Origin of the sequence: Streptomyces sp. AC1-42W, from assembly GCF_003248355.1 — a bacterium.
Lineage (GTDB): Bacteria > Actinomycetota > Actinomycetes > Streptomycetales > Streptomycetaceae > Streptomyces.
In genome coordinates, this window is sequence record NZ_QKWY01000001.1 from 2,464,423 (window position 1) to 2,485,564 (window position 21,142).

Here is a 21,142-nt window from a genome sequence, read left to right on the forward strand (position 1 = left end):
GTTGGGCGGGGGAGCGGAGGGTGCCTCCGCGCCCTGCCGCAGTCACCGAAGAGTATGGAGAGAAGAAGAGTCATGCGCGTCGAGATCTGGAGCGACATCGCCTGCCCCTGGTGCTACATCGGCAAGGCACGCTTCGAGAAGGGGCTGGCGGACTTCGCCCACCGCGACGACGTCGAGGTGGTGCACCGGTCCTTCGAACTCGACCCCACCCGCGCCAAGGGCGACACCGAGCAGGTCATCGGCATGCTCGCGCGCAAGTACGGGCGCACCCCCGAGGAGGCCCGCGCGATGGAGGCCAACGTCGCGGCCAACGCGCAGGCCGAGGGGCTCGGCTACCGCACCGAGGGCCGCGACCACGGCAACACCTTCGACATCCACCGGCTGCTCCACCTGGCCAAGGCGCGGGGCCGCCAGGACGAGCTGCTGACCCTCGCCTACCGCGCCAACTTCGCCGAGGAGCGGTCCGTCTTCGACGACACCGTGCTGCTGGAGCTGGCCGTGGAGGCGGGGCTCGACGCCGGCGAGGCGCGTGCCGTGCTCGCGGACCCCGACGCGTACGCCGCCGAGGTGCGCGCCGACGAGGAGGAGGCGTCCGCGCTCGGCGCCAACGCCGTGCCGTTCTTCGTGTTCGACCGGCGCTACGGCATCTCCGGCGGCCAGCCCGCCGAGGTCTTCACCCAGGCCCTGGAGCAGGCGTGGAAGGACCGCCCGGTGACCGCCGCCGGGGACGCGGCGGCCTGCGACGCCGACGGTGCCTGCGAGGTCCCGAGCGCGGCCGGAAACGCCTGACCCGGCTCGGCCGGGGGTGCGGCCTGGTTCGAGACGCATTTCGGCCTCGGACGGCAAAAGAACAAACCTATGATCGAGACGTGGATGGTGAACTGAGGTTCCGCAAAGCACTGATGCAGGCCGACCGCGGTGATGGCGAGGCCGCGAAGGCTACCTTGCGTGACCTGGCAGACCACCTTGAGGCTTCATCACTGAAGGTGCGAACTCTGGTCGTCCTTGGCGACTTACTGGCCTCTGACCGTGACCCCACCTCGGCTCGACACGTACTGCGCGAGGCCGTGGGTTTGGCCGAATCACTGGACGAAGCCGATGACCTGGTGGACTACGAGGTGGATCGGGCCCGCAACGTCCTGGAACGTCTCGCCTGACGCACGACACCTCATATGGAGAAGCCTCGACCACTTCGACACCGGAGGTTGAAGAACGAGCTTGGATATGAAGACCAGATGCGCATGGAGAGTGCAGACGACACTACGACCCTTGCGGATGTCCGGGTTTGATTCCCATCTCGGTGACATAGACACGCTGCTACGGTGATCCGTGTGAAGGTCGTGGTGCAGGTCAGGCTCATGCCGTCGCCGGAGGTGGCGTCGGCGCTTGAGGTGACCCTGCGCACGGCGAACGATGCGGCGAACTGGCTTTCCGGTGAGGCGCACCGGCGGGGCGAGACCTCGCGTAAGGCGTTGCAGGGCTTCGCCTACCACGACCTCAAGACGCGGGGCCTGTCGGCTCAGCCCGCGCTGCACGTGCTGCGGAAGGTCGCCGATGCCTACAGTGCCCTGCGGGCGAACATCCGGGCGGGGAATCTCGGCAAGCCGGGGTCGAAGCGCCGGGCCGGGGCCGAATCGAAGCAGGTCGTCTTCCGGCCCGGTGCCGCGCAGCCGTACGACGACCGGTGTCTGTCCTGGCAGGTGGACGAGCAGACCGTGTCCATCTGGACCACGTCCGGGCGCGTGCGCGGGGTGCGGTTCGCCTGTTCCGGGCAGGCCCGCAAGCTCCTGGCCGAGCACCGCAAGGGCGAATCCGATCTCGTGCACCGCGACGGCGTGTGGTTCCTCATCGCCACGTGCGAGATCCCCGAGGCCGAGCGGTACGAGCCGACCGACTTCCTCGGTGTGGACCTCGGCATCGTCAACATCGCCACCACATCCGACGGGAAGATCCACGCCGGACGTGAGCTGAACCGCTACCGCAAGCGTCAGCTCGCGCTGCGGGCCAAGCTCCAGAAGAAGGGCACCGAGTCGGCCAAGCGGGTCCTCAAGCGGCAGTGCCGCAAGGAGCGGCGCAAGGCGACCGAGGCCAACCACATCATCGCCAAGCGCATCGTGACCGAGGCCGAACGCACCGGGCGCGGGATCGGCATGGAAGACCTTGCCGGTATCCGCCAACGGGTACGGCTGAGAAAGCCCCAACGGGTCGCGCTGCACTCCTGGGCCTTCGCCCAGCTCGGACAGTTCGTGGAATACAAGGCGCGTCGCGCCGGGGTACCCGTGCTGTTCGTCGACCCCGTCCACACCTCCCGCATGTGCGCGGAGTGCGGGTACACGGACAAGCTGAACCGTGTCTCTCAGGGACGGTTCGCGTGCCGGTCGTGCGGATTCGTTGATCACGCCGACCACAATGCCTCCCGCAACATCCGCGCACGAGCGTGGAAGCTGTGGCGAAGCGGGGCGGAGTCACACGCCCCCGCACCCTCATAGGGTGCTGGACGGAGGAGACCACCCAGCAGCCAGTCGGGCTCTACCTCCAAGCCCGGCCCCTCAGAGCCGGGTAGTTGACGTACCTGCTGTGCCCGCGCGGCGCCTTGTTTCTCGACGTCGCCCCGCAGGCGCAGGACCGCTTGATCCCGGTCCACGCGAGCGGGGCCGCCGCCGCAAAGCCGGGCAACACCCACGGACCGGTGGCCCGGCCGCCGACGATGCCCGCCGCTTCGGCGAGTCGCCCGCCTACCTCTCGTACCATGGCGCGGCCCAGTCCCTCGGCCTGCTCACCGGGGTCGGCGTCGAGGCGCTGCACGACCATGCGATCAAGCTCGCCGACCGCTTCCGCACCGGGGTCGCGGAGCTGGGCAACCCCGCGCGGGACCGGAGGCCGTAGCGCAGCGCCGTATGCCACTATGCGACATAACGGCGGGCCGAGCCCCGGGGTCAGCGGCTTCCGCCGGTGCTGCCCTCTCCGAGCTCCAGGGATGTCCATTCTGCATCAAGGGGGGACTGCTGGAAGTCCGCTGCGTCGCAACAGATCTGGGCAAGGTCCACCAGCTGGCGCACCGCACCGTCGAGGAGATAGGCGTGCCATGCCTCGGCGGCCAGGAGGGCATGGAGCAATTCCGCCCCCATGTCGCCATCTGCCAGAGTTCCGGCGTCGATGACGGACAGCAGACGACCCACAGAGCCGGGATCGGGAACGGCGGATGCCGCCTCAACGCGGAGATCGCGTAGCGCGGATCGTGCGGAGATGTCGAGGTCGGCAGCCGCCGCACGGTCCACTTCGGGGTTGTTCAACAAGTGACCGAGAGCTCTGCGGACGAAGGCCGACCGCGCCGAAGCGTCCGCGCATTCGAGAGCCCGGCGGGCAGCGGAGATGTTCATGACAGCCATGTTAGGTCCCGTCCGAAGCGCCGAAGCGGGCAGGACGGAGGGTGGGATTTGGACGACAGCGCGAAAGACCGTCCTCGGAGGGGGAGCCGTTCGCCTGCGCCGCGCTCAAAGCGCACCTGCGGGCTGGGAACTACGGGCAGGAGGGATCGAAGGGGCCTCCGGCAGGGGAGAGTCGGACGCGGTGGTGCGTGACGGTATTTCTTTCCTGATCGCCACCGGTGACATTCCCGAGTAGTCCGTAAACGGGTCGAACGGCTCATGCGGGAAGTCGGCCCATGTCGGCGGCGGCCGACCCGTCCTCCGGCAGCGCCTGGGAGAACCAGGCGCTGTTCGGCCACGACCAGAAGCTGCGGCCGGCGGAGAACCGGTTCTCCCACCGGTAGCCGAACCGGTTCTCCCACCGGCAGACCGGTAGCGGACGGGGTCAGGCCAAGGGCGCGCTGTGCCACTTCCACGAGGTGACGCGCTCGCGGCCCGGCAGTTCGGCGCGGCCGGTGGACCAGAGCAGCACGGTCCACCGGTCAGCGTCGTCCGGGGCGCCGGGGAAGAGCCGGGCCAGGAGCGCCGCCCGCTCCGCCGCGCCGAGCTCCACGCAGAACTCGTTGCCCTCCGGTCCACCGAGATACGCCGCAGGGGGCGGAACGGCCCGGCCGTTCCGCCCCCTGACAAGGCCCGTGCGGCGCGGCCTACTTCACCGGGGTGAAGTCGCGCGCCCCGATGAACTCCGGGCGCCGCACCGGCGCCGCGAACGGCTCCTGCGCGGCGTTCTCCACGCTGTTGAACACGATGAACACGTTGCTGCGCGGGTACGGGGTGATGTTGTCGCCCGAGCCGTGCATCGCGTTGCAGTCGAACCAGGTCGCCGAACCGGGCCGGCCGGTGAACAGCTTGATGCCGTGCCGGTCGGCCATCTTCGTCAGCGCCTCGTCGGACGGGGTGCCGGCGTCCTGCATCTGGAGCGACTTCTTGTAGTTGTCCTTCGGCGTCTCGCCCGCGCAGCCGAGGAACGACTTGTGCGAACCGGGCATGATCATCAGCCCGCCGTTGGTGTCGTGGTTCTCGGTCAGCGCGATCGACACGGACACGGTCCGCATGTTCGGCAGGCCGTCCTCGGCGTGCCAGGTCTCGAAGTCCGAGTGCCAGTAGAACCCGGAGGCGCCGAAGCCGGGCTTGACGTTGATCCGCGACTGGTGGACGTAGACGTCCGAGCCGAGGATCTGGCGGGCCCGGCCCACCACCCGCTCGTCGGCGACCAGCCGGGCGAAGACCTCGCTGATGCGGTGGACCTCGAAGACCGACCGTACGGACTGCGACTTCGGCTCGATGATCGAGCGCTCGTCGGCGCGGACGGCCGGGTCGGCGATCAGCCGCTCCAGCTCCGCGTAGTAGCCGGCCACCTCGTCCGGGGCGATGAGCTGGTCGACGGTCAGGAAGCCGTCGTGCTCGTAGTCCTGGAGTTCCCTGGCGGTGATCGGGCCCGGCGTGCCCGGCGCGGACCAGATGACCGGGTCCTGGCGCGGGGTGATCATCTCGGCGGCGCCGCGCGAGGGATACAGATCGGTGCGTACGTCGGTGGTCATGGGTTCAGCCCTCCTCGGTCAGCAGGGGATAGACACCGTTCTCGTCGTGCTCCTCCCGTCCGGTGACCGGCGGGTTGAAGACGCAGACGCAGCGGAAGTCCGTCTTGGGTCGCATCGTGTGGCGCTCGTGGCCGTCGAGCAGGTACATCGTGCCCGGCGTGATCCAGTGCTTCTCACCGGTCTCGTCGTTGGTCAGCTCGGCCTCGCCCTCGACGCACAGGACCGCCTCGATGTGGTTCGCGTACCACATCGACGTCTCGGTACCCGCGTACATCGTGGTCTCGTGGAGCGAGAAGCCGACCTTCTCCCGGGCGAGCACGATGCGCTTGCTCTCCCAGGTGCCCGAGGCGGCCTTCACATGCCGGTCGGTGTTCTCGATGTCGGCGAACGATCGGACGATCACAGTGGTGGGGTGCCTTTCTCTCTACGACGGTGGGGTCGTCGGGTGTCGTGCGGTTCAGGCGGTCTCGCGGACGGCGCGGGCCAGCGTGCGCAGCCCCTCGTCCAGCTCCTCGGGGGTGATGGTGAGCGGCGGGAGGAGCTTGACGACCTCGCTCTGCGGGCCGGAGGTCTCAAGGAGCATCCCCAGCTCGAAGGCGCGGGCGCAGACGGCGGTGGCGCGCGCCGGGTCGTCGAACTCCAGGCCCCAGACCAGGCCGCGGCCCCGGAAGCGGGCGCTGTCGTGCTCGCCGCAGATGGCCAGCATCGTCTGCTCCACCTGGTGGCCGCGGGCCAGCGTCTGCTTCTCCATCTGGCCGTCCGCCCAGTAGGCGTCGAGCGCGGCGGCGGCGGTGACGAACGCCGGGTTGTTGCCCCGGAAGGTGCCGTTGTGCTCGCCCGGCTCCCAGACGTCCAGCTCCGGCTTGAACAGGCAGAGCGACATGGGCAGTCCGTAGCCGCTGATGGACTTGGACAGCGTCACGATGTCCGGCGTGATGCCGGCCTCCTCGAAGGAGAAGAAGCCGCCGGTGCGGCCGCAGCCCATCTGGATGTCGTCGACGATCAGCAGCATGTCCTGGCGGTGGCACAGGTCCTGGAGGGCGCGCAGCCACTCGGCGCGGGCCACGTTGATGCCGCCCTCGCCCTGCACGGTCTCCACGATCACGGCGGCCGGGTGGTTCAGCCCGGAGCCCTGGTCCTCCAGGAGCCGCTCGAACCAGAGGAAGTCCGGGACCTGGCCGTCGAAGTAGTTGTCGAACGGCATCGGCGTGCCGTGCACCAGCGGGATGCCGGCGCCGGCCCGCTTGAACGCGTTGCCGGTGACGGCCAGCGAGCCGAGCGACATCCCGTGGAAGGCGTTGGTGAACGAGACGACGGACTCGCGGCCCTTGACCTTGCGAGCCAGCTTCAGCGCCGACTCGACGGCGTTGGTGCCGGTCGGGCCGGGGAACATCACCTTGTACGGCAGGTCGCGCGGGCGCAGCACGACGTTCTGGAAGGTGTCCAGGAAGGCCCGTTTGGCGGTGGTCGCCATGTCGAGGCCGTGTGTGATGCCGTCGCGTTCGATGTAGTCGATCAGCGCGCGCTTGAGCACCGGGTTGTTGTGGCCGTAGTTGAGCGAGCCCGCGCCGGCGAAGAAGTCGAGGTAGGAGTGGCCGTCCTCGTCGGTAAGACGGGCGCCCTGGGCGCGGTCGAAGACGGCGGGCCAGCCGCGGCAGTAGCTCCGGACCTCGGATTCCAGGGTTTCGAAGACACTGAGGTCGGCAGGTGTCAGGCCGTAGGCCTGGCCGTTGAGGGTGGTGGTGGGAGACGGGCGGGCGGGCGGGGTGATGGTCACAGCGGGTCTCCTGCGTGAGGTGGTGTGACGGGCGGCGTTGAAGGAAGCTGCGGCGGGCCGGCGGCCCGGCGGGGGAAGCGCGCGCTCAGGCGTGGAACGGGCCGATGCGGTAGAGCACTTCCGGCAGGTGGGTGCCTTCGGGGAACAGGCCGCCGTCGAAGAGCACCTCGCGCTCCAGGGCCACGTCGTGGCGCCGCGCGTAGGAGGTGAACAGGCGGTCCGATGCGGTGTTGTCCGGGGTGACGGTCGTCTCCACCCGGTTCAGGCCCTGCTCGGCGGCGACGCGCGCGGTCAGGGAGTCCAGCAGCTTCGCCGCCAGACCGGTCCCGCGATGGCCGTGGTCGACGGCCACCTGCCAGACGACGAGCGTCTCGGGGCGGTCGGGCCGGATGTACCCCGTCACGAAGGCGACCGGGGCGCCGGTCTCGTCACGGGCGACCACGGAGGTCGCCGCGAAGTCACGACACCACAGCAGGTAGCTGTACGAGGAGTTGAGGTCCAGGACCTCGGAGTCGCGGGCGATGCGCCAGATCGCGGCCCCGTCCTCCACTCGTGGCGTGTCGATCGTAAGGAATTCGCTTCGGGCACGGGCAATATCTGCTGGTGCGGCGGTCATGGCAATTGAATTTACCCAGCAAATTTCGAAATTGCATCGACGCAAGGGGTTGGGTGGGGCGGCCCGCTGTGTTATCAGGCGGGTGCGCGCACCGGCGCGAGTTCTCGGCGTTTTCTTCCGATTCCACCCGGATTATTCGGGCAAATCTCTGCCTGTGTGGAGTCGGTCACAAGACCGTAACTCTCTCTCCACAAGGGCGCGGAATGCGCTGCGGACACGACCTGAAAACCAGGGTGTTTAGGCTGGGAAGATGCGGGAACAAGAATGCGGGGAGCTGCTCTGAATTAAGCAGCTCCCCGCATTCTTCGACAAGCCCGTGATTTACGCGCTCGGCCAGGTTTCCGAAACGGCCTTCCGGGCAGCCTCCAGATCGACCGGCCGGCCCGCGTCGGCCAGTGCCGACCCCAGGGCCGCGAGCGAGGAGAGCACCGCGCCGCGCGTCGCGTCCACCCCGTAGTGGTTGACCCGGATCATCTCCCCGGACAGCGCGCCCCCGCCCGCGATCAGCGGCAGCGACGGCTCGCCCGCCAGCGCCCGCGCCACCAGTCCGGACGCGTCCACACCCGCCGGCGTACGCAGCGTGGTGGCCACCGGAGCCGCGTCCCGCGCCTCGTGCACATACGGGGTCAGCCCGCCGCCCAGCGCCACCGCACCTGCCCGCGTGGCAGCGGCGGCCGCCGCGTGACGGGCCATCACCGCGTCGAGCCCCTCCGCCTCGATCCGCTCCACACACGCCTCCAGGGCCAGCATCTCCAGCTGGGCCGGGGCGTGCGGCAGCGCCTTGCGGCCACCGTCGATCCAGCGCTCCCGCCAGTCCAGCAGCGACAGGTACGAGCGGCGCGGCGCCTGCGGGTTGGCGGCGATCCGCTCCCAGGCCCGCCCGCTCACCGACACCGCCGACACCCCGGCCGGCCCGCCCATCGCCTTCTGCGCCCCGATCACGCACAGGTCCACGCCCCAGGCGTCCGGCAGCAGCGGCTCCGCGCCCACCGACGCGACCGCGTCCAGCATGAACAGCGCCCCGTGCGCCCGGACCACCTCACCGATCTCCGCGACCGGGTTGGTGTTCCCGGTCGCCGCCTCGGCGTGCACCAGCGAGACGAAGTCGATCTCCGGGCGCGCGGCCAGCGCCTCGGCGACCTGCCCGGCGGTGACCGCCGTGTGGAACGGCACCGCCAGGTCGACGACCTCGGCCCCGCAGTCGCGCAGCCAGTTGCCGAAGGTCTGCCCGTAGGGGCCGGTCACCACGTTCAGCGCGGTCGAACCGGGCCGGGCGCCGCCCCGGATGCAGCCCTCCAGCGGCAGCAGCGCCTCGCCCTGCATGATGACGACGTCCTGCTCGGTGGCCAGCAGCCCGGCCACCCGCCGCTCGATGGCCGCGAAATGCGCGGCGGTCAGCGGGGTCAGGTCGAGGAAGGGGTGCGTCACGGCGGTGCTCTCTTCGGGTTCGGATCGGCCGGCGCCGGCCTGCCGGCCGGTCGGGCCATCGAGCCTACCCAGGGGGAGCCGGGCGGCCCGGCACAGGGCGTTGCGCCCGCGACGGCCCCTCGTACAGTGCTGTGCATGAGTGATCAGGACGCATCACGGGTGCTGCATGTGAAGGGGCGGGTGCTCGTCGGGCCCGACGACGTCAGGGACGAGCTCTGGGCCGTCGGCGGCCGGGTCACCTTCGAACGGCCGCCCGGCGCGGACGCTGCCGTCACCGTCACCGGCTGGGCCCTGCCCGGACTGGTCGACGCCCACTGCCACGTCGGGCTCGACCACCACGGCGCCGTGGACGCGGCGACCAGCGAGAAGCAGGCGCTCGACGACCGGGAGGCCGGGGCGCTCCTGCTGCGCGACGCCGGATCGCCCGCCGACACCCGGTGGATCGACGACCGCGAGGACCTGCCGAAGATCATCAGGGCCGGCCGCCACATCGCCAGGCCGCGCCGCTACACCCGCAACTACGCCCATGAGGTCGAGCCGGACGAACTCGTCGCCTACGTCGCCCGGGAGGCCCGCCGGGGCGACGGCTGGGTGAAGCTCGTCGGTGACTGGATCGACCGCGAGGTGGGCGACCTGACCGCGCTGTGGCCGCGCGAGGCGGTGGAGGCGGCCATCGCCGAGGCGCACCGGCTGGGCGCCCGCGTCACCGCGCACTGCTTCGCGGAGGACTCGCTGCGCGATCTGGTGGAGGCCGGGATCGACTGCGTCGAGCACGCCACCGGGCTGACCGAGGACACCATCCCGCTCTTCGCGGAGCGCGGCGTCGCGATCGTGCCGACCCTGGTCAACATCGCCACCTTCCCCTCGCTCGCGCAGAGCGGCGAGGCGAAGTTCCCGCGCTGGTCCGCCCATATGCGCCGGCTGCACGAGCGCCGCTACGACACCGTGCGCGCCGCCCACGACGCCGGGGTGCCGGTCTTCGTCGGCACCGACGCGGGCGGGGTGCTCGCGCACGGCCTGGTGGCCGACGAGGTGGCGGAGCTGGTCAGGGCGGGCATCCCGCCGCTGGAGGCGCTCTCCGCGACGACCTGGGGGGCGAGGGCCTGGCTGGGCAGGCCGGGCCTGGAGGAGGGGGCCCCGGCCGACCTCGTGGTGTACGACGAGGACCCCCGTCGCGACGTCCGGGTGCTGGCCGGGCCGCGCCGGGTCGTCCTCAACGGCCGCGTGATCGCCTGACCCACCGGGGAGGGGGACGGCGGAGCGGCGGCTCCGGAAGGGAGCGCCGCCCCGCCGGGAAGCCCTACCGGCCGGCCACCGTCAGCGCCTGGAGGGCCAGATCCAGGGCCTGGAGGAAACGATTGGTCGTCGTCCGGTCCCGGACCGCCAGCCGGAGCCAGCCGTCGCCGAGGCCGGGAAACGTATCTCCTCGCCGGGCGGCGAAGCCCAGCATCCGCAGCCGGTCCCGGATCTCGGCCGCCCCGTCGAGGCGCACAAGCACGAACGGACCCGCGGCCGGCTCCACCACCCGGATCTCGGAGAACTCCCGCAGCCCGGCGACCAGATGGGCCCGGTCCACGACGATCCGGTCCGCCGCGTCGGCGGCCTCCGCCAGCGCGCGCGGCTCCACGCACGCCTCCGCCGCCGCCAGCGCGGGCGAGGACACCGGCCACAGCGGCTGCGCCTCGGCCAGGGTGCGGATCGTCTCCGGGGCGGCGGCCACGTAACCGATACGCAGTCCGGCGAGCCCCCAGGTCTTGGTGAGGCTGCGCAGGACGACGAGCCCGGGGACGTCCGTCCGCCCGCACAGGGCCTCACGCTCGCCCGGTACGGCGTCCATGAACGCCTCGTCGACCACCAGCGTCCGTCCGGGCCGCGCCAGCCGCTCCAGCACGGACGCGGGATGGAGCACGGACGTCGGATTGGTCGGGTTGCCGACGACGACCAGGTCCGCCTCGTCCGGCACGTCCGCCGGATCGAGCCGGAAGTCGTCCTCGGGGCGCAGCAGCACCCGGCCCACCTCGTGCCCGGCCGCGCGCAGCGCGGCCTCCGGCTCGGTGAACTGCGGGTGCACCACGTACGGCCGCCGGGCGGGCAGCGCACGCGCGATCAGCACGAACGCCTCCGCCGCACCCGCCGTCAGCAGGACCCGCTCGGGCGGGAGTTCATGGCGTGCGGCGACCGCCGCCCGCGCCTCGCGCCCGTCCGGATACGCGGCGAGCGTGCCGAGCGAGCCGGCTATCCGCTCCTTCAGCCAGGCCGGCGGGGTGCCGGCCCGTACGTTGACGGCGAGATCGGTCAGATCCCGGTCCCGTCCGCGTACTTCCGCGTCTCCGTGGTGACGCAGATCGTGCGTGCCCGCGCCTGTCGCGTCGGGACTCTCAGTGGGAGTGTGCATGACCGCCGTGGTGGGGGTGTGGTGTGGGGGTGTGCGCCGTCGCCTGGGTGGACTCCGGCAGGATGACTATGCGCCCCGCACCCGGTTTCACGCAACGGTCCCGACGGGCCTGCGCGCGACCGCGCAGGTTGCCATCGAACGACGGCCGCCCGAAGGGTGCGAAACGCTTTTGGGTACGAGGAGTTGACCGCCGCCGGCCAGGGCCGCCGCCTCGGCCACCGAGGGGGTGCCGAGGGCGGCGAGGGCGGCCGGGGAGGGATGCGGAACGGCGACCCGCGCGAGCACCCGGGCGGGGTGCGTACGCAGCGGAATCCCGAGCCGGGCGGCGGCGGCCACGATGCCCGGCTCACCGCCCTTCGCCTCGACGGTCACCAACTCGGCGACCTCGCACACCGGGAGCCCGGCCTCCCGCAGGACCGCCAGGACGAGTCCGGTCACCTCGTCCCCGGACACGCCCCGGGACGCGCCGACCCCGACGACGAGCACGCCGGGCCCGGCCGGCCGGCCGAGATGCGCGGACCGGGGTGCATCGGCTAGCAAGAGGCCATGGCGGTGTTCGTCGCGCTCGGCGCGTTCCTGATGACCCTGGCCGGCGGCTGGGTCGCCCAGCGCGTCAGCGACCGCCGCCATCTCGTCCTCGGACTGGCCGGCGGGCTGATGCTCGGCGTGGTCGGCCTGGACCTGCTGCCCGAGGCGATGGAGGCGGCCGGCGGCCTCGTCTTCGGCGTCCCGGCGGCCCTGCTGCTGTTCGTCGGCGGCTTCCTCGTCGCCCACCTGGTGGAGCGGCTGCTCGCGGTGCGCCAGGCGGCGCACGGCGCGGCCGACGAGCGCGTACCGCAGGTCGGGCTGACGGCGGCGGCCGCGATGGTCGGCCACAGCCTGATGGACGGCATCGCGCTCGGCGCCGCGTTCCAGGTCGGCGGCGGCATGGGGGCCGCCGTCGCGCTCGCCGTGATCACCCACGACTTCGCGGACGGCTTCAACACGTACACGCTCACCAGCCTGTACGGCAACGCCCGCCGCAAGGCCCTGACGATGCTGTTCGCGGACGCGGCGGCGCCCGTCGTCGGGGCGGCGACGACCCTGCTGTTCACCCTGCCGGAGGAACTCCTCGGCTGCTATCTCGGCTTCTTCGGCGGCGCGCTCCTCTACCTCGCCGCAGCCGAGATCCTGCCCGAGGCGCACCACGACCACCCGGCCCGCTCCACCCTGCTGTGCACGGTGGCCGGAGTGGGCTTCATCTGGCTGGTGGTGGGCCTCGCGCAGTGACCCCGGCGCCGTCGTCAAGCCCGGCACCGCTCGACGAACCGCAGCGCCGTACCGGGCGACGCGGCCCAGTGGGTGTGCAGATAGCTGGCGTGCACGCCGCCCCGCACGAACCCCTCCACGCGGCGCTCCGGCAGGCGCATGCCCCAGGCGGGTTCCTCGCCCGCGCCCGGCTCGATCACGGAGCGGTGGAACTCGTGCCCCCGCATCCGCGCCCCGGCCGGTGCCAGGACGTTGTCGGTGAGCGCCACGGCGTCCCGGTAGCCGAGCGTCAGCCGCTTCGACATCCGCGCGTCGGCGTCGAGCACCCCGCACATCGGCAGCCCGTCCAGCGACCGCGCCAGATACAGCAGCCCGGCGCACTCGGCGGCCACCGGCGCCCCGCTCCGCGCCAGCTCCGCCACGGCCTTGCGCAACGGCTCGTTGGCCGACAGCTCCGGCGCGTACACCTCGGGAAACCCGCCCCCGATCACCACGCCCGCCGTCCCCTCCGGCAGCGCCTCGTCCCGCAACGGATCGAACACCACGACCTCGGCCCCGGCAGCGGCGAGCAACTCGGAGTTCTCCGCGTACGAGAACGAGAACGCGGCCCCGCCGGCGACCGCGACCACCGGCTTCGCGCCGTTCCCGGCCGCCGGGCGCACGGCGTCCTCCGCGTCCCACACCGCACCCCCCGGCACCGCGGGTGCCGACCGCGCCAGCGCCAGCAACCCGTCCAGATCGCACCCGGCCGCCACCTGCCCCGCCATCGCCGCGACGGCGGCCACCGCCTCGGCCCGCCGCTCCACCACCGGCACGAGCCCCAGATGCCGCGACGGCACCGACACCCCCTCCGCCCGCCGCAGAGCGCCCAGCACCGGCACCCCCGACTCCTCCAGCGCCTCCCGCAACAGCGCCTCGTGCCGGTCGGAGCCCACCTTGTTCAGGATCACCCCGCCGATCCGCACCCCGGTGTCCCAGGACGCGAACCCGTGCACCAGCGCCGCCACCGACCGCGACTGCGACGACGCGTCCACCACCAGCACCACCGGCGCCCGCAGCAGCTTCGCCACATGCGCGGTCGACGCCAGCTCGCCGAGCCCGGACGCCCCGTCGTACAGCCCCATCACGCCCTCGACGACCGCAAGGCCGCACCCCCGCGCCCCGTGCGCGAACAGCGGGGCGATCAGCTCCGGCCCGCACATGTACGCGTCGAGGTTGCGGCCGGGCCGCCCGGTGGCCAGCGTGTGGAAACCGGGGTCGATGTAGTCGGGGCCCACCTTGTGCCCGGAGACGGCGAGCCCGCGCGCGGCGAACGCGGCCATCAGGCCCGTCGCGACGGTGGTCTTGCCGCTCCCGGACGCCGGCGCGGCCACGACCAGACGGGGGACGTTCACCATTCGATGCCCCTCTGGCCCTTCTGCCCGGCGTCCATCGGGTGCTTGACCTTCGACATGTCCGTCACCAGGTCCGCCGCGTCCAGCAGCGCGGCGGGCGCGTTGCGGCCGGTGATCACGACGTGCTGGGTGCCGGGCCGGGCGCGCAGCACCTCGACCACCTCGTCGGTGTCGATCCAGCCCCAGTGCAGCGGATAGGCGAACTCGTCCAGCACGTACAGCCGGTACGTCTCGGCGGCCAGATCGCGCTTGACCTGCTCCCAGCCCTCACGGGCCTTCGCCTCGTTGTCCACGTTGTCGCCGTGCAGGCCGCGCTGGACCCAGGACCAGCCCTCGCCCATCTTGTGCCAGGCGACGGACCCGCCCTCGCCGCTCGCGCCGAGCACCTTGAGCGCGTTCTCCTCGCCGACCTTCCACTTCGCGGACTTCACGAACTGGAACACCCCGATCGGCCAGCCCTGGTTCCAGGCGCGCAGCGCGAGCCCGAAGGCCGCCGTCGACTTCCCCTTGCCGACGCCGGTGTGCACCATCAGCAGCGGGCGGTTGCGCCGCTGCCGGGTGGTCAGTCCGTCGTCCGGCACGCTCACCGGCTGTCCCTGCGGCATTACGCGGCCCTCCTGTCGCCGTTCCCGGAGCGGCCCCCGCCCCGGACGTCCCTGACCAGCCCGGCGATCGACTCGGCGCGCAGCTCGTCGAGCGTGACGGCGGTGCCGCCCAGATCGCCCGCGAGCGCCGCCGCGAGCCCCAGCCGCACCGGCCCCGCCTCGCAGTCCACGACGACCGACGCGACGCCGTCGGCGGCGTGCAGCCGGGCCGCCCGCGCGGCCAGCTCCACCGGCTGCGGCCCGCCGGTCGCCCGCCCGTCCGTCACCACGACCAGCAGCGCCCGCCGGGACGGATCGCGCAGCCGCTCCACCCGCAGCACGTCGTGCGCCTTCAGCAGCCCGGCGGCCACCGGGGTGCGCCCCCCGGTCGGCAGCGACTCCAGGCGGGCCGCCGCCGCGTCCACCGACGACGTCGGCGGCAGCGCCAGCTCGGCGTCTCGGCCCCGGAAGGTGACCAGCCCGACCTTGTCGCGCCGCTGATAGGCGTCCAGCAGCAGGGACAGCACCGCGCCCTTGACGGCGCCCATGCGCTGCCGGGCCGCCATCGACCCGGACGCGTCCACGACGAACAGCACGAGATTGCCCTCGCGGCCCTCCCGCGTCGCCTGCCGCAGATCGTCCCGCCGCACCACCAGGCCGCGCCCGGACCGGCCGCGCGCCCGCTGGTGCGGGGCGGCCGCCTGAACCGTCGCGGCCAGATGCAGCCGGGTCAGCGCCCCCTCGGGCCGCCGCGCGCCGGTCGTCCGGCCGTGCTCGGTGCGCGCACGGGAGCGCCGCCCCGCCGCCCCCTCGCCGAGACCGGGCACGCTCAGCATCTTCGTACGGAACGGCTCACCGGCCCGTACGGGACGCTGCTCACCGCCCTGGCCCGGCACCGGCGCGCCGGACTCCGGCCGCTCGGGCGTGTCGTCCGCCCCGCCCTCGGGCCGGGGCGGCGTGTCGGGCCCGTCGCCCTGCGGCGGCAGACCTCCGCCGCCGCCGTCCCCGCCGCCGTCACCGGGCCCGTCCGGCTCCGGCTCGTCGTCCCCGCCGCCGTTGCGCTCCAGCGTGTCGTCGAGCTTGTCCTCGTCGAGCCCCGGCGCGTCGAACGGGTTGCGCCGGCGCCGGTGGGGGAGCGCGAGCAGCGCCGCCTGCCGGACGTCCTCGGCGCGTACGTCGGTACGCCCCGCCCACGCGGCCAGCGCGGTGGCGGTCCGGGCCATCACGATGTCCGCGCGCATCCCGTCCACCTCGAACGCCGCGCAGGTCGCCGCGATCTGACGGAGCGCCCCGTCACCGAGCACCACCTCGGGCAGCAGCGCCCGCGCGGCCGTGATCCGGTCCCGCAGCTCCGCCTCCTCGCCGGCCCAGCGCGCGGCGAAGGCGGCCGGGTCGTCCTCGTAGGCGAGCCGCCGCCGCACCACCTCCACCCGCTCGTCGGTCTCCCGCGACGCGGCCACCTCGACGGTCAGCCCGAACCGGTCGAGCAGTTGGGGCCGCAATTCGCCTTCCTCGGGATTCATCGTCCCCACGAGCAGGAACCGCGCCGCATGCCGCACGGAGACGCCCTCGCGCTCCACGTACGAGGCACCCATGGCCGCCGCGTCCAGCAACAGGTCGACCAGATGGTCGTGGAGCAGGTTGACCTCGTCCACGTACAGGATTCCGCGGTGCGCGTCCGCGAGCAGCCCCGGCTCGAACGCCTTCACGCCCTCGGACAGGGCCCGTTCGATGTCGAGCGCCCCGACGAGCCGGTCCTCGGACGCGCCGACCGGCAGCTCCACGGTCCGCGCCGGCCGCGACACGCCGGAGGCGCCCTCGTGCGGCCCGTCCGGACACGCCGGGTCGGGTGCCGCCGGGTCGCACGAGAACCGGCAGCCCGGCACGACCGGGACCTCCGGCATCAGCGCGGCCAGCGCGCGTACGGCGGTGCTCTTGGCGGTGCCCTTCTCGCCCCGGACGAGGACTCCGCCCACGGCCGGGCTCACCGCGTTCAGCAGCAGTCCGAGCCGCAGGTCGTCCTGGCCGACGAGAGCGGTGAAGGGGTAAGGCGTACTCACATGACCTCCTTGACGGGGGTTGCGGGCGCTCCCGGCGGGATGAACGGCAGGCCGGGCGGGGCGCCCGATTCGATGAGCCGCCACAGCGCGTCCGTGTCCGCGTGTTCCTCGATCAGGTCGCCGAGGCGGTCGAGCTGCTCCTCGCGCAGCGCGGCGAAGCAGGTGTCGGGGGCGGGCACGAAGCGGCGGCCCGCGATCCGGGCCACCTCGGTCAGGAACCGGCGGCGGAACGCGTCGCTCTCCAGCGAACCGTGCCAGTGCGTCCCCCACACCGCGCCCGAACGGCAGCCGTCCAGCGGAGCGCCCCGGCCGTCCGTCAGGAACGGCTCCCCGCCGGTCACCTCGGCCACGCCGTGGTGGATCTCGTAGCCCTCGACGGGCGCGCCGAGCGCCTCGCCGGACGGCCGGGCGAGGGTCTTCTCGCGGTCGAAGCGCACCCGCACCGGCAGCAGCCCGAGCGCGTCGACCCGGCCGGCCCGCGACTCGACCTCGTCCTCGATCCGCTCGCCGAGGATCTGGTAGCCGCCGCAGACCCCGAGCACCGGACGGCCCTCGGCCGCGCGCCGCGCCAGCGCGCCGGCGAGCCCGCGTTCGCGCAGCCAGGCGAGCGCCTTCACGGTGCCCCGGGTGCCGGGCACGACGACGAGATCGGCGTCGGCCAGCTCCTCCGCCCGGTCCACGAACCGCACGACGACGCCGGGTTCGGCGGCCAGCGCGTCCACATCGGTGAAGTTGGACATCAGCGGCAGCGCGCACACGGCGACGCGCAGGACGTCCTCGCCGTGCGGCGGGGCGACCACCGACTCCCGCACCGCACCGCGCAGCGAAACGCGCAGGCCGTCCTCCTCGTCGATGCCCAGCCCGTGCGCGAAGGGCAGCACCCCGTAGGAGGGGCGGCCCGTCAGCCCGTACAGCATGTCGAGCCCCGGTTCGAGCAGCGAGACGTCGCCGCGGAACTTGTTGACCAGATAGCCGGCGATCAGCTCCTGGTCCTCGGGCGCGAGCAGCGCCGTCGTGCCGAAGAACGAGGCGAAGACGCCGCCCCGGTCGATGTCCCCGACGACCACGACGGGGAACCGCGCGGCGCGGGCGATGCCCATGTTCACGATGTCCGTGCGCCGCAGATTGATCTCGGCCGGCGACCCGGCGCCCTCGCAGATCACCGCGTCGTACGTGCTCCGCAGCTCCGCCAGGCAGTCCGTGACGGTGGACAGCAGCTGCTCCTGCCGTCCGCCGTGGTAGCCGCGGGCGCTCATCTCGCCGACCGGCCGCCCCATCAGGACGACCTGGCTGGAGCGGTCGCCGCCGGGCTTGAGCAGCACCGGGTTCATCAGGGCGGTCGGCTCGACGCGGGCGGCCTGCGCCTGCATCGCCTGGGCGCGGCCGATCTCGGCGCCCTCGCGGGTGACGAAGGAGTTCAGCGACATGTTCTGCGCCTTGAACGGGGCGACCTTCACCCCCCGGCGCACCAGCCAGCGGCAGATGCCCGCGGTGACGACGCTCTTGCCCGCGTCCGATGTGGTCCCGGCGACCAGCAGTCCGCCGCTCATACGGTCCTCCGTCCGGAAAGGTGTGCCCGGCCGCGTCCCCTGCCCGCGATCCGGCGCGCGGCCGCCGCCGCGCCCAGCCGGGCCGCGACGCCGACGCCGAGGGCGAGCACGCCCACCCGGCGCGACAGCCGCACGGCCCGCTCGATGTCGGCGGTCTCCACCGCCCGGCCCGCGGCCCCGTTGAGCACCGGCCGGTGTTCGACACGGCCGCCGTACGCGAGGGTGCCGCCCAGCCGTACGCCGAGCGCCCCGGCGAACGCGGCCTCCACCGGCCCCGCGTTGGGGCTGGGGTGCTTCGCGGCATCCGCCCGCCAGGCCCGTACCGCCTGCCGGGGCCGGTCGCCCGCGGCCGCGGCGAGCAGGGCGGTGAGCCGTGCGCCCGGCCAGCCGGCGACGTCGTCGAGCCGGGCCGAGGCCCAGCCGTAGCGCAGGTGGCGGGGCGACTTGTGGCCGACCATCGCGTCCAGCGTGTTGGCGGCGCGGAAGCCGACGAGCCCGGGGACCCCGGCCAGGGCGCCCCAGACGAGGGCGCCGACCACGGCGTCCGAGGTGTTCTCGGCGACGGACTCGACGACGGCGCGGGCGATGCCCGCGGCGTCCAGGGACTGCGGGTCGCGGCCGCACAGATGCGGCAGCCGCTCCCGCGCCCCCTCGACGTCCCCGGCGGCGAGGGCGTCGCCGATGGCCCGCGCCTCGCGCCCCAGCGACGTGCCGCCGACGACGGACCAGGTGGCGGCGGCGGTCAGGGCGACGGAGGCGGCGGGCCGGGGGCGCAGGGCGCGGGCGGCCAGCGCGGCACCCCCGGCCGCGCCGCCGGCGCAGATCAGGGTGTGCAGGGCGCCCCAGCCCCGGTGGTCGCGCCAGAGCCGGTGCTCGACGGCTGCGGCGGCCCGCCCGAAGGCGGCCACCGGGTGCCCCCTGCGGGGGTCACCGAGCAGCAGGTCGCCGATCAGCCCGGCCGTGGCGCCGTACGCGAAGACGCGATCGGCACGCACCGCTCAGCCGGCCGTCGCGCCTCGGCGGGACCTTGTACGGAAAGCCGCCGCCGGGGGCAGCGGGGAAACGGTCGCACGGCAGCCGGGCATGGCGATATGTCCTCACTCAGGGTCCGCGCCCTGGTTCGACGTGACGGCGACGAGAGTCTCCTGGCTCCCGGATCGGCGGTTCCCCCGGTCTTCCAGCCCGCTCGCGAGGGCCGTGACGCGCGGTGGGGGACCGCTCCCCGGTGACAGTGGCGGGACCGCGCCGGATTCGCACCGGCTTCCTCTGCTGTCGCCGTAATGGCTCCGGCAGTCCACCACGCGCCGCGAATGCCCGTCAACTCGCCGTTGACCTGCGGCGGCAGGGTGTGGCAGGACGCACATCGGGCCGGATGCACATCGGGCCGGACACACATAGGGCCGGACACACATAGGGCCGGACGCGCACGAGGCGCGTCCGGCCCGAGGGTGGTGCGGTGCGTCAGGCGACGATCAGATAGATGCCGTACGCGACCGCCGCCACGCACAGCCCGAAGCAGACGTACGCCCCGGCGCGGGCCAGCAGGACCGGCGTGCCCGCCGTACCGCCCTGCGCGGCCGGGTCCGGCTGCTTGGAGAGGCCGACGATGCCGAGGGTGAAGAGGCCCACCAGGGCGACGGTGGTGACGAGGGAGACGCCGAAGACGGTGCCCAGGGCTGCCCAGTCGATGTTCATACGGGGTGTCCTTTACCGGAGTGCCGGGTCGCTCAGACCGTGGCGGGTCGGGCCGGATCGGCGGTGACGGGCGCCGGGATGGTGGCGGAGAGGTCGTGGGCCTGGGCCGCCGCGGTGGGCGGCGGGCTGACGGCCGCGATGGCCTGGGTGACCACACCGGCGGGCTCGGCCGGGAGCGTGTCCTCCGCGACGGGCGCGACGTCGCCGTGGCCGACCGGCTTGCGGCGCGAGATCAGCCAGATCGCGCCCGAGCCGCCGACCAGCAGCGCCGCGACGACCACGACGCCCCAGGTGCCCTGCTTGGTGAGGAACTCGGCGCCCGCGCCGACCAGACCCGCCGCCGGCAGGGTCAGACCCCAGGCGACGAACATCCGGGTGGCGGTGGACCAGCGGACCACGCCCCCGGCCCGGCCCAGGCCCGCGCCCATCACGGCACCGGAGCAGGACTGGGTGGTGGAGAGGGAGAAGCCGAGGTGCGAGGAGGCCAGGATGACGGTCGCCGCGCTGGTCTGGGCGGCGAAGCCCTGCGGGGGCTTCAGGTCGGTCAGGCCGCTGCCCATGGTGCGGATGATGCGCCAGCCGCCCAGGTAGGTGCCGAGCGCGATGGCCAGGCCGGCGCTGACGATGACCCAGACCGGCGGGTTGGAGCCGGGGGAGAGGACGCCGCCGGTGACCAGGGCGAGCGTGATGATGCCCATGGTCTTCTGCGCGTCGTTGGTGCCGTGCGCGAGCGAGACCAGCCCGGCCGAGGCGATCTGCCCGGCCCGGTAGCCCTTGGCGGTGGCCTTCTCCTGGGCGTCGTTCCGGATCTTCCCGCCGATGCGGTACGTGAGCCGGGTGGCCAGGAGCGCGGCCACACCGGCCACGAGCGGGGCGGCGACGGCGGGCAGCAGCACCTTGGTGACGACGGTGCCGCCGTTGACCGACGACCAGCCGGCGGACATCACCGCGGCGCCGATGAGGCCGCCGAACAGTGCGTGGGAGGAGCTGGACGGGAGGCCGACCAGCCAGGTCAGAAGATTCCACAGGATGGCGCCGACGAGCGCCGCGAAGATGACCTCGGTTCTGAGGCCGTCCTCATTGACGATCCCGCCGGAGATCGTCTTGGCGACCTCCACCGACAGGAACGCGCCGACCAGATTGAGAACGGCGGACATCGCGACCGCCGTCTTGGGTTTGAGGGCGCCGGTCGAGATGGTCGTGGCCATCGCGTTGGCGGTGTCGTGGAAACCGTTCGTGAAATCGAACACTAGAGCTGTCACGATCACTATCGCGAGCAGCAGCGTGATGTGTTCCATTTACCCAGGCAATCGTTCGACGTCATTGGCAGGTGGAACGTAGGCAACTTGAGTGAACGGAAGATGAACTGAGCAGGGCGCTGTGGTGATCCCGGCCGGGATCACCGGACCGGAACAGGAAAGGATCT

General features: G+C 72.8%; 19 protein-coding genes, 3 pseudogenes and 1 riboswitch. Of the genes and pseudogenes, 5 read left to right on the forward strand and 17 right to left on the reverse strand.

Translation table 11 applies throughout. The features are described 5' to 3' along the window. The first annotated feature begins 72 nt into the window (after nt 1–72). Nucleotides 73–789, forward strand: coding sequence for a DsbA family oxidoreductase (locus tag DNK56_RS11320; protein WP_111333153.1), 717 nt, complete (start codon nt 73–75; stop codon nt 787–789). A gap of 80 nt (nt 790–869) precedes the next feature. Next, nucleotides 870–1,157, forward strand: coding sequence for a hypothetical protein (locus DNK56_RS34690; RefSeq protein WP_146615257.1), 288 nt, complete (start codon nt 870–872; stop codon nt 1,155–1,157). A 60-nt stretch (nt 1,158–1,217) separates the two neighbouring features. Here the strand turns inward: DNK56_RS34690 and DNK56_RS36680 are convergent. Next, a pseudogene (locus DNK56_RS36680) lies at nt 1,218–1,307 on the reverse strand (IS200/IS605 family transposase); the annotation flags it as partial. Between the two features lie 24 nt (nt 1,308–1,331). Here DNK56_RS36680 and DNK56_RS11330 point away from each other — a divergent pair. After that, nucleotides 1,332–2,489: an RNA-guided endonuclease InsQ/TnpB family protein gene (locus DNK56_RS11330; protein ID WP_111333155.1), complete on the forward strand. Its 1,158-nt coding sequence runs from the start codon at nt 1,332–1,334 to the stop codon at nt 2,487–2,489. Nucleotides 2,490–2,529: 40 nt separating this feature from the next. On the opposite strand, the gene DNK56_RS11335 is transcribed toward DNK56_RS11330, so the two are convergent. From DNK56_RS11335 to DNK56_RS11370, 8 genes and pseudogenes are all read right to left on the reverse strand, one after another. Then, complete coding sequence (locus tag DNK56_RS11335) at nt 2,530–2,811, reverse strand: hypothetical protein (RefSeq protein ID WP_111333157.1); 282 nt, start codon at nt 2,809–2,811, stop codon at nt 2,530–2,532. A gap of 125 nt (nt 2,812–2,936) precedes the next feature. Further along, nucleotides 2,937–3,380, reverse strand: a complete 444-nt coding sequence (locus DNK56_RS11340; RefSeq protein WP_146610498.1) for a hypothetical protein — start codon at nt 3,378–3,380, stop codon at nt 2,937–2,939. 433 nt (nt 3,381–3,813) lie between these two features. Then, a pseudogene (locus DNK56_RS11345) lies at nt 3,814–3,951 on the reverse strand (VOC family protein); the annotation flags it as partial. 124 nt (nt 3,952–4,075) lie between these two features. After that, a complete protein-coding gene (thpD, locus tag DNK56_RS11350) occupies nt 4,076–4,969 on the reverse strand; it encodes an ectoine hydroxylase (RefSeq protein WP_111333161.1) in 894 nt (297 codons plus the stop codon). A 4-nt stretch (nt 4,970–4,973) separates the two neighbouring features. Beyond that, on the reverse strand, nt 4,974–5,372 hold the full coding sequence (locus DNK56_RS11355; protein ID WP_111333163.1) for an ectoine synthase: 399 nt from the start codon (nt 5,370–5,372) through the stop codon (nt 4,974–4,976). A 54-nt stretch (nt 5,373–5,426) separates the two neighbouring features. Next, nucleotides 5,427–6,683, reverse strand: a complete 1,257-nt coding sequence (gene ectB, locus DNK56_RS11360; protein ID WP_111335692.1) for a diaminobutyrate--2-oxoglutarate transaminase — start codon at nt 6,681–6,683, stop codon at nt 5,427–5,429. A gap of 148 nt (nt 6,684–6,831) precedes the next feature. Next, nucleotides 6,832–7,296 (reverse strand): diaminobutyrate acetyltransferase, encoded by a 465-nt coding sequence (gene ectA, locus DNK56_RS11365; RefSeq protein WP_111333165.1) that lies wholly within the window; start codon nt 7,294–7,296, stop codon nt 6,832–6,834. Between the two features lie 387 nt (nt 7,297–7,683). Continuing rightward, entirely contained in the window at nt 7,684–8,790 is a 1,107-nt protein-coding gene (locus DNK56_RS11370; protein WP_111333167.1) for a pyridoxal-phosphate-dependent aminotransferase family protein, read from the reverse strand. Between the two features lie 135 nt (nt 8,791–8,925). Here DNK56_RS11370 and DNK56_RS11375 point away from each other — a divergent pair, with 135 nt between their 5' ends. After that, nucleotides 8,926–10,026 (forward strand): amidohydrolase family protein, encoded by a 1,101-nt coding sequence (locus DNK56_RS11375; RefSeq protein WP_111333169.1) that lies wholly within the window; start codon nt 8,926–8,928, stop codon nt 10,024–10,026. A gap of 64 nt (nt 10,027–10,090) precedes the next feature. On the opposite strand, the pseudogene cobC reads toward DNK56_RS11375, so the two are convergent. Beyond that, nucleotides 10,091–11,725 (reverse strand): annotated as a pseudogene (cobC, locus tag DNK56_RS11380) (Rv2231c family pyridoxal phosphate-dependent protein CobC). A gap of 6 nt (nt 11,726–11,731) precedes the next feature. Between cobC and DNK56_RS11385 the strand changes: the two are divergent. Further along, nucleotides 11,732–12,454 (forward strand): ZIP family metal transporter, encoded by a 723-nt coding sequence (locus DNK56_RS11385; protein WP_111333171.1) that lies wholly within the window; start codon nt 11,732–11,734, stop codon nt 12,452–12,454. 14 nt (nt 12,455–12,468) lie between these two features. Here the strand turns inward: DNK56_RS11385 and DNK56_RS11390 are convergent, their stop codons facing one another. From DNK56_RS11390 to DNK56_RS11420, 7 genes are all read right to left on the reverse strand, one after another. Continuing rightward, nucleotides 12,469–13,830 (reverse strand): cobyrinate a,c-diamide synthase, encoded by a 1,362-nt coding sequence (locus tag DNK56_RS11390; protein WP_111333173.1) that lies wholly within the window; start codon nt 13,828–13,830, stop codon nt 12,469–12,471. Continuing rightward, nucleotides 13,824–14,432, reverse strand: coding sequence for a cob(I)yrinic acid a,c-diamide adenosyltransferase (gene cobO / locus DNK56_RS11395; RefSeq protein WP_111333175.1), 609 nt, complete (start codon nt 14,430–14,432; stop codon nt 13,824–13,826). Before cobO ends, DNK56_RS11390 begins: the two co-directional genes overlap by 7 nt. Continuing rightward, nucleotides 14,432–16,471 (reverse strand): putative cobaltochelatase, encoded by a 2,040-nt coding sequence (locus tag DNK56_RS11400; protein ID WP_111333177.1) that lies wholly within the window; start codon nt 16,469–16,471, stop codon nt 14,432–14,434. The genes cobO and DNK56_RS11400 overlap by 1 nt, the downstream gene beginning before the upstream one ends. Beyond that, nucleotides 16,468–18,021, reverse strand: a complete 1,554-nt coding sequence (locus DNK56_RS11405) for a cobyric acid synthase (protein ID WP_111333179.1) — start codon at nt 18,019–18,021, stop codon at nt 16,468–16,470. Before DNK56_RS11405 ends, DNK56_RS11400 begins: the two co-directional genes overlap by 4 nt. After that, entirely contained in the window at nt 18,018–19,016 is a 999-nt protein-coding gene (locus DNK56_RS11410) for a cobalamin biosynthesis protein (protein WP_111333181.1), read from the reverse strand. Before DNK56_RS11410 ends, DNK56_RS11405 begins: the two co-directional genes overlap by 4 nt. Before the next feature lie 144 nt (nt 19,017–19,160). Further along, a riboswitch (cobalamin riboswitch) is annotated at nt 19,161–19,287 on the reverse strand. A gap of 195 nt (nt 19,288–19,482) precedes the next feature. Beyond that, on the reverse strand, nt 19,483–19,716 hold the full coding sequence (locus tag DNK56_RS11415) for a hypothetical protein (protein ID WP_111333183.1): 234 nt from the start codon (nt 19,714–19,716) through the stop codon (nt 19,483–19,485). 32 nt (nt 19,717–19,748) lie between these two features. Further along, nucleotides 19,749–21,014, reverse strand: coding sequence for an inorganic phosphate transporter (locus DNK56_RS11420; RefSeq protein ID WP_111333185.1), 1,266 nt, complete (start codon nt 21,012–21,014; stop codon nt 19,749–19,751). Between the last annotated feature and the right edge of the window lie 128 nt (nt 21,015–21,142).

Coding starts and splice junctions, on each gene's coding strand:
- DNK56_RS11320 (WP_111333153.1), top strand. CDS start 73: ATGCGCGTCGAGATCTGGAGCGACATCGCCTGCCCCTGGTGCTACATC.
- DNK56_RS11420 (WP_111333185.1), bottom strand. CDS start 21,014: ATGGAACACATCACGCTGCTGCTCGCGATAGTGATCGTGACAGCTCTA.
- DNK56_RS11415 (WP_111333183.1), bottom strand. CDS start 19,716: ATGAACATCGACTGGGCAGCCCTGGGCACCGTCTTCGGCGTCTCCCTC.
- DNK56_RS11385 (WP_111333171.1), top strand. CDS start 11,732: ATGGCGGTGTTCGTCGCGCTCGGCGCGTTCCTGATGACCCTGGCCGGC.
- DNK56_RS11340 (WP_146610498.1), bottom strand. CDS start 3,380: ATGAACATCTCCGCTGCCCGCCGGGCTCTCGAATGCGCGGACGCTTCG.
- DNK56_RS11390 (WP_111333173.1), bottom strand. CDS start 13,830: ATGGTGAACGTCCCCCGTCTGGTCGTGGCCGCGCCGGCGTCCGGGAGC.
- DNK56_RS11375 (WP_111333169.1), top strand. CDS start 8,926: ATGAGTGATCAGGACGCATCACGGGTGCTGCATGTGAAGGGGCGGGTG.
- DNK56_RS11335 (WP_111333157.1), bottom strand. CDS start 2,811: ATGGTCGTGCAGCGCCTCGACGCCGACCCCGGTGAGCAGGCCGAGGGA.
- DNK56_RS11405 (WP_111333179.1), bottom strand. CDS start 18,021: ATGAGCGGCGGACTGCTGGTCGCCGGGACCACATCGGACGCGGGCAAG.
- thpD (WP_111333161.1), bottom strand. CDS start 4,969: ATGACCACCGACGTACGCACCGATCTGTATCCCTCGCGCGGCGCCGCC.
- cobO (WP_111333175.1), bottom strand. CDS start 14,432: ATGCCGCAGGGACAGCCGGTGAGCGTGCCGGACGACGGACTGACCACC.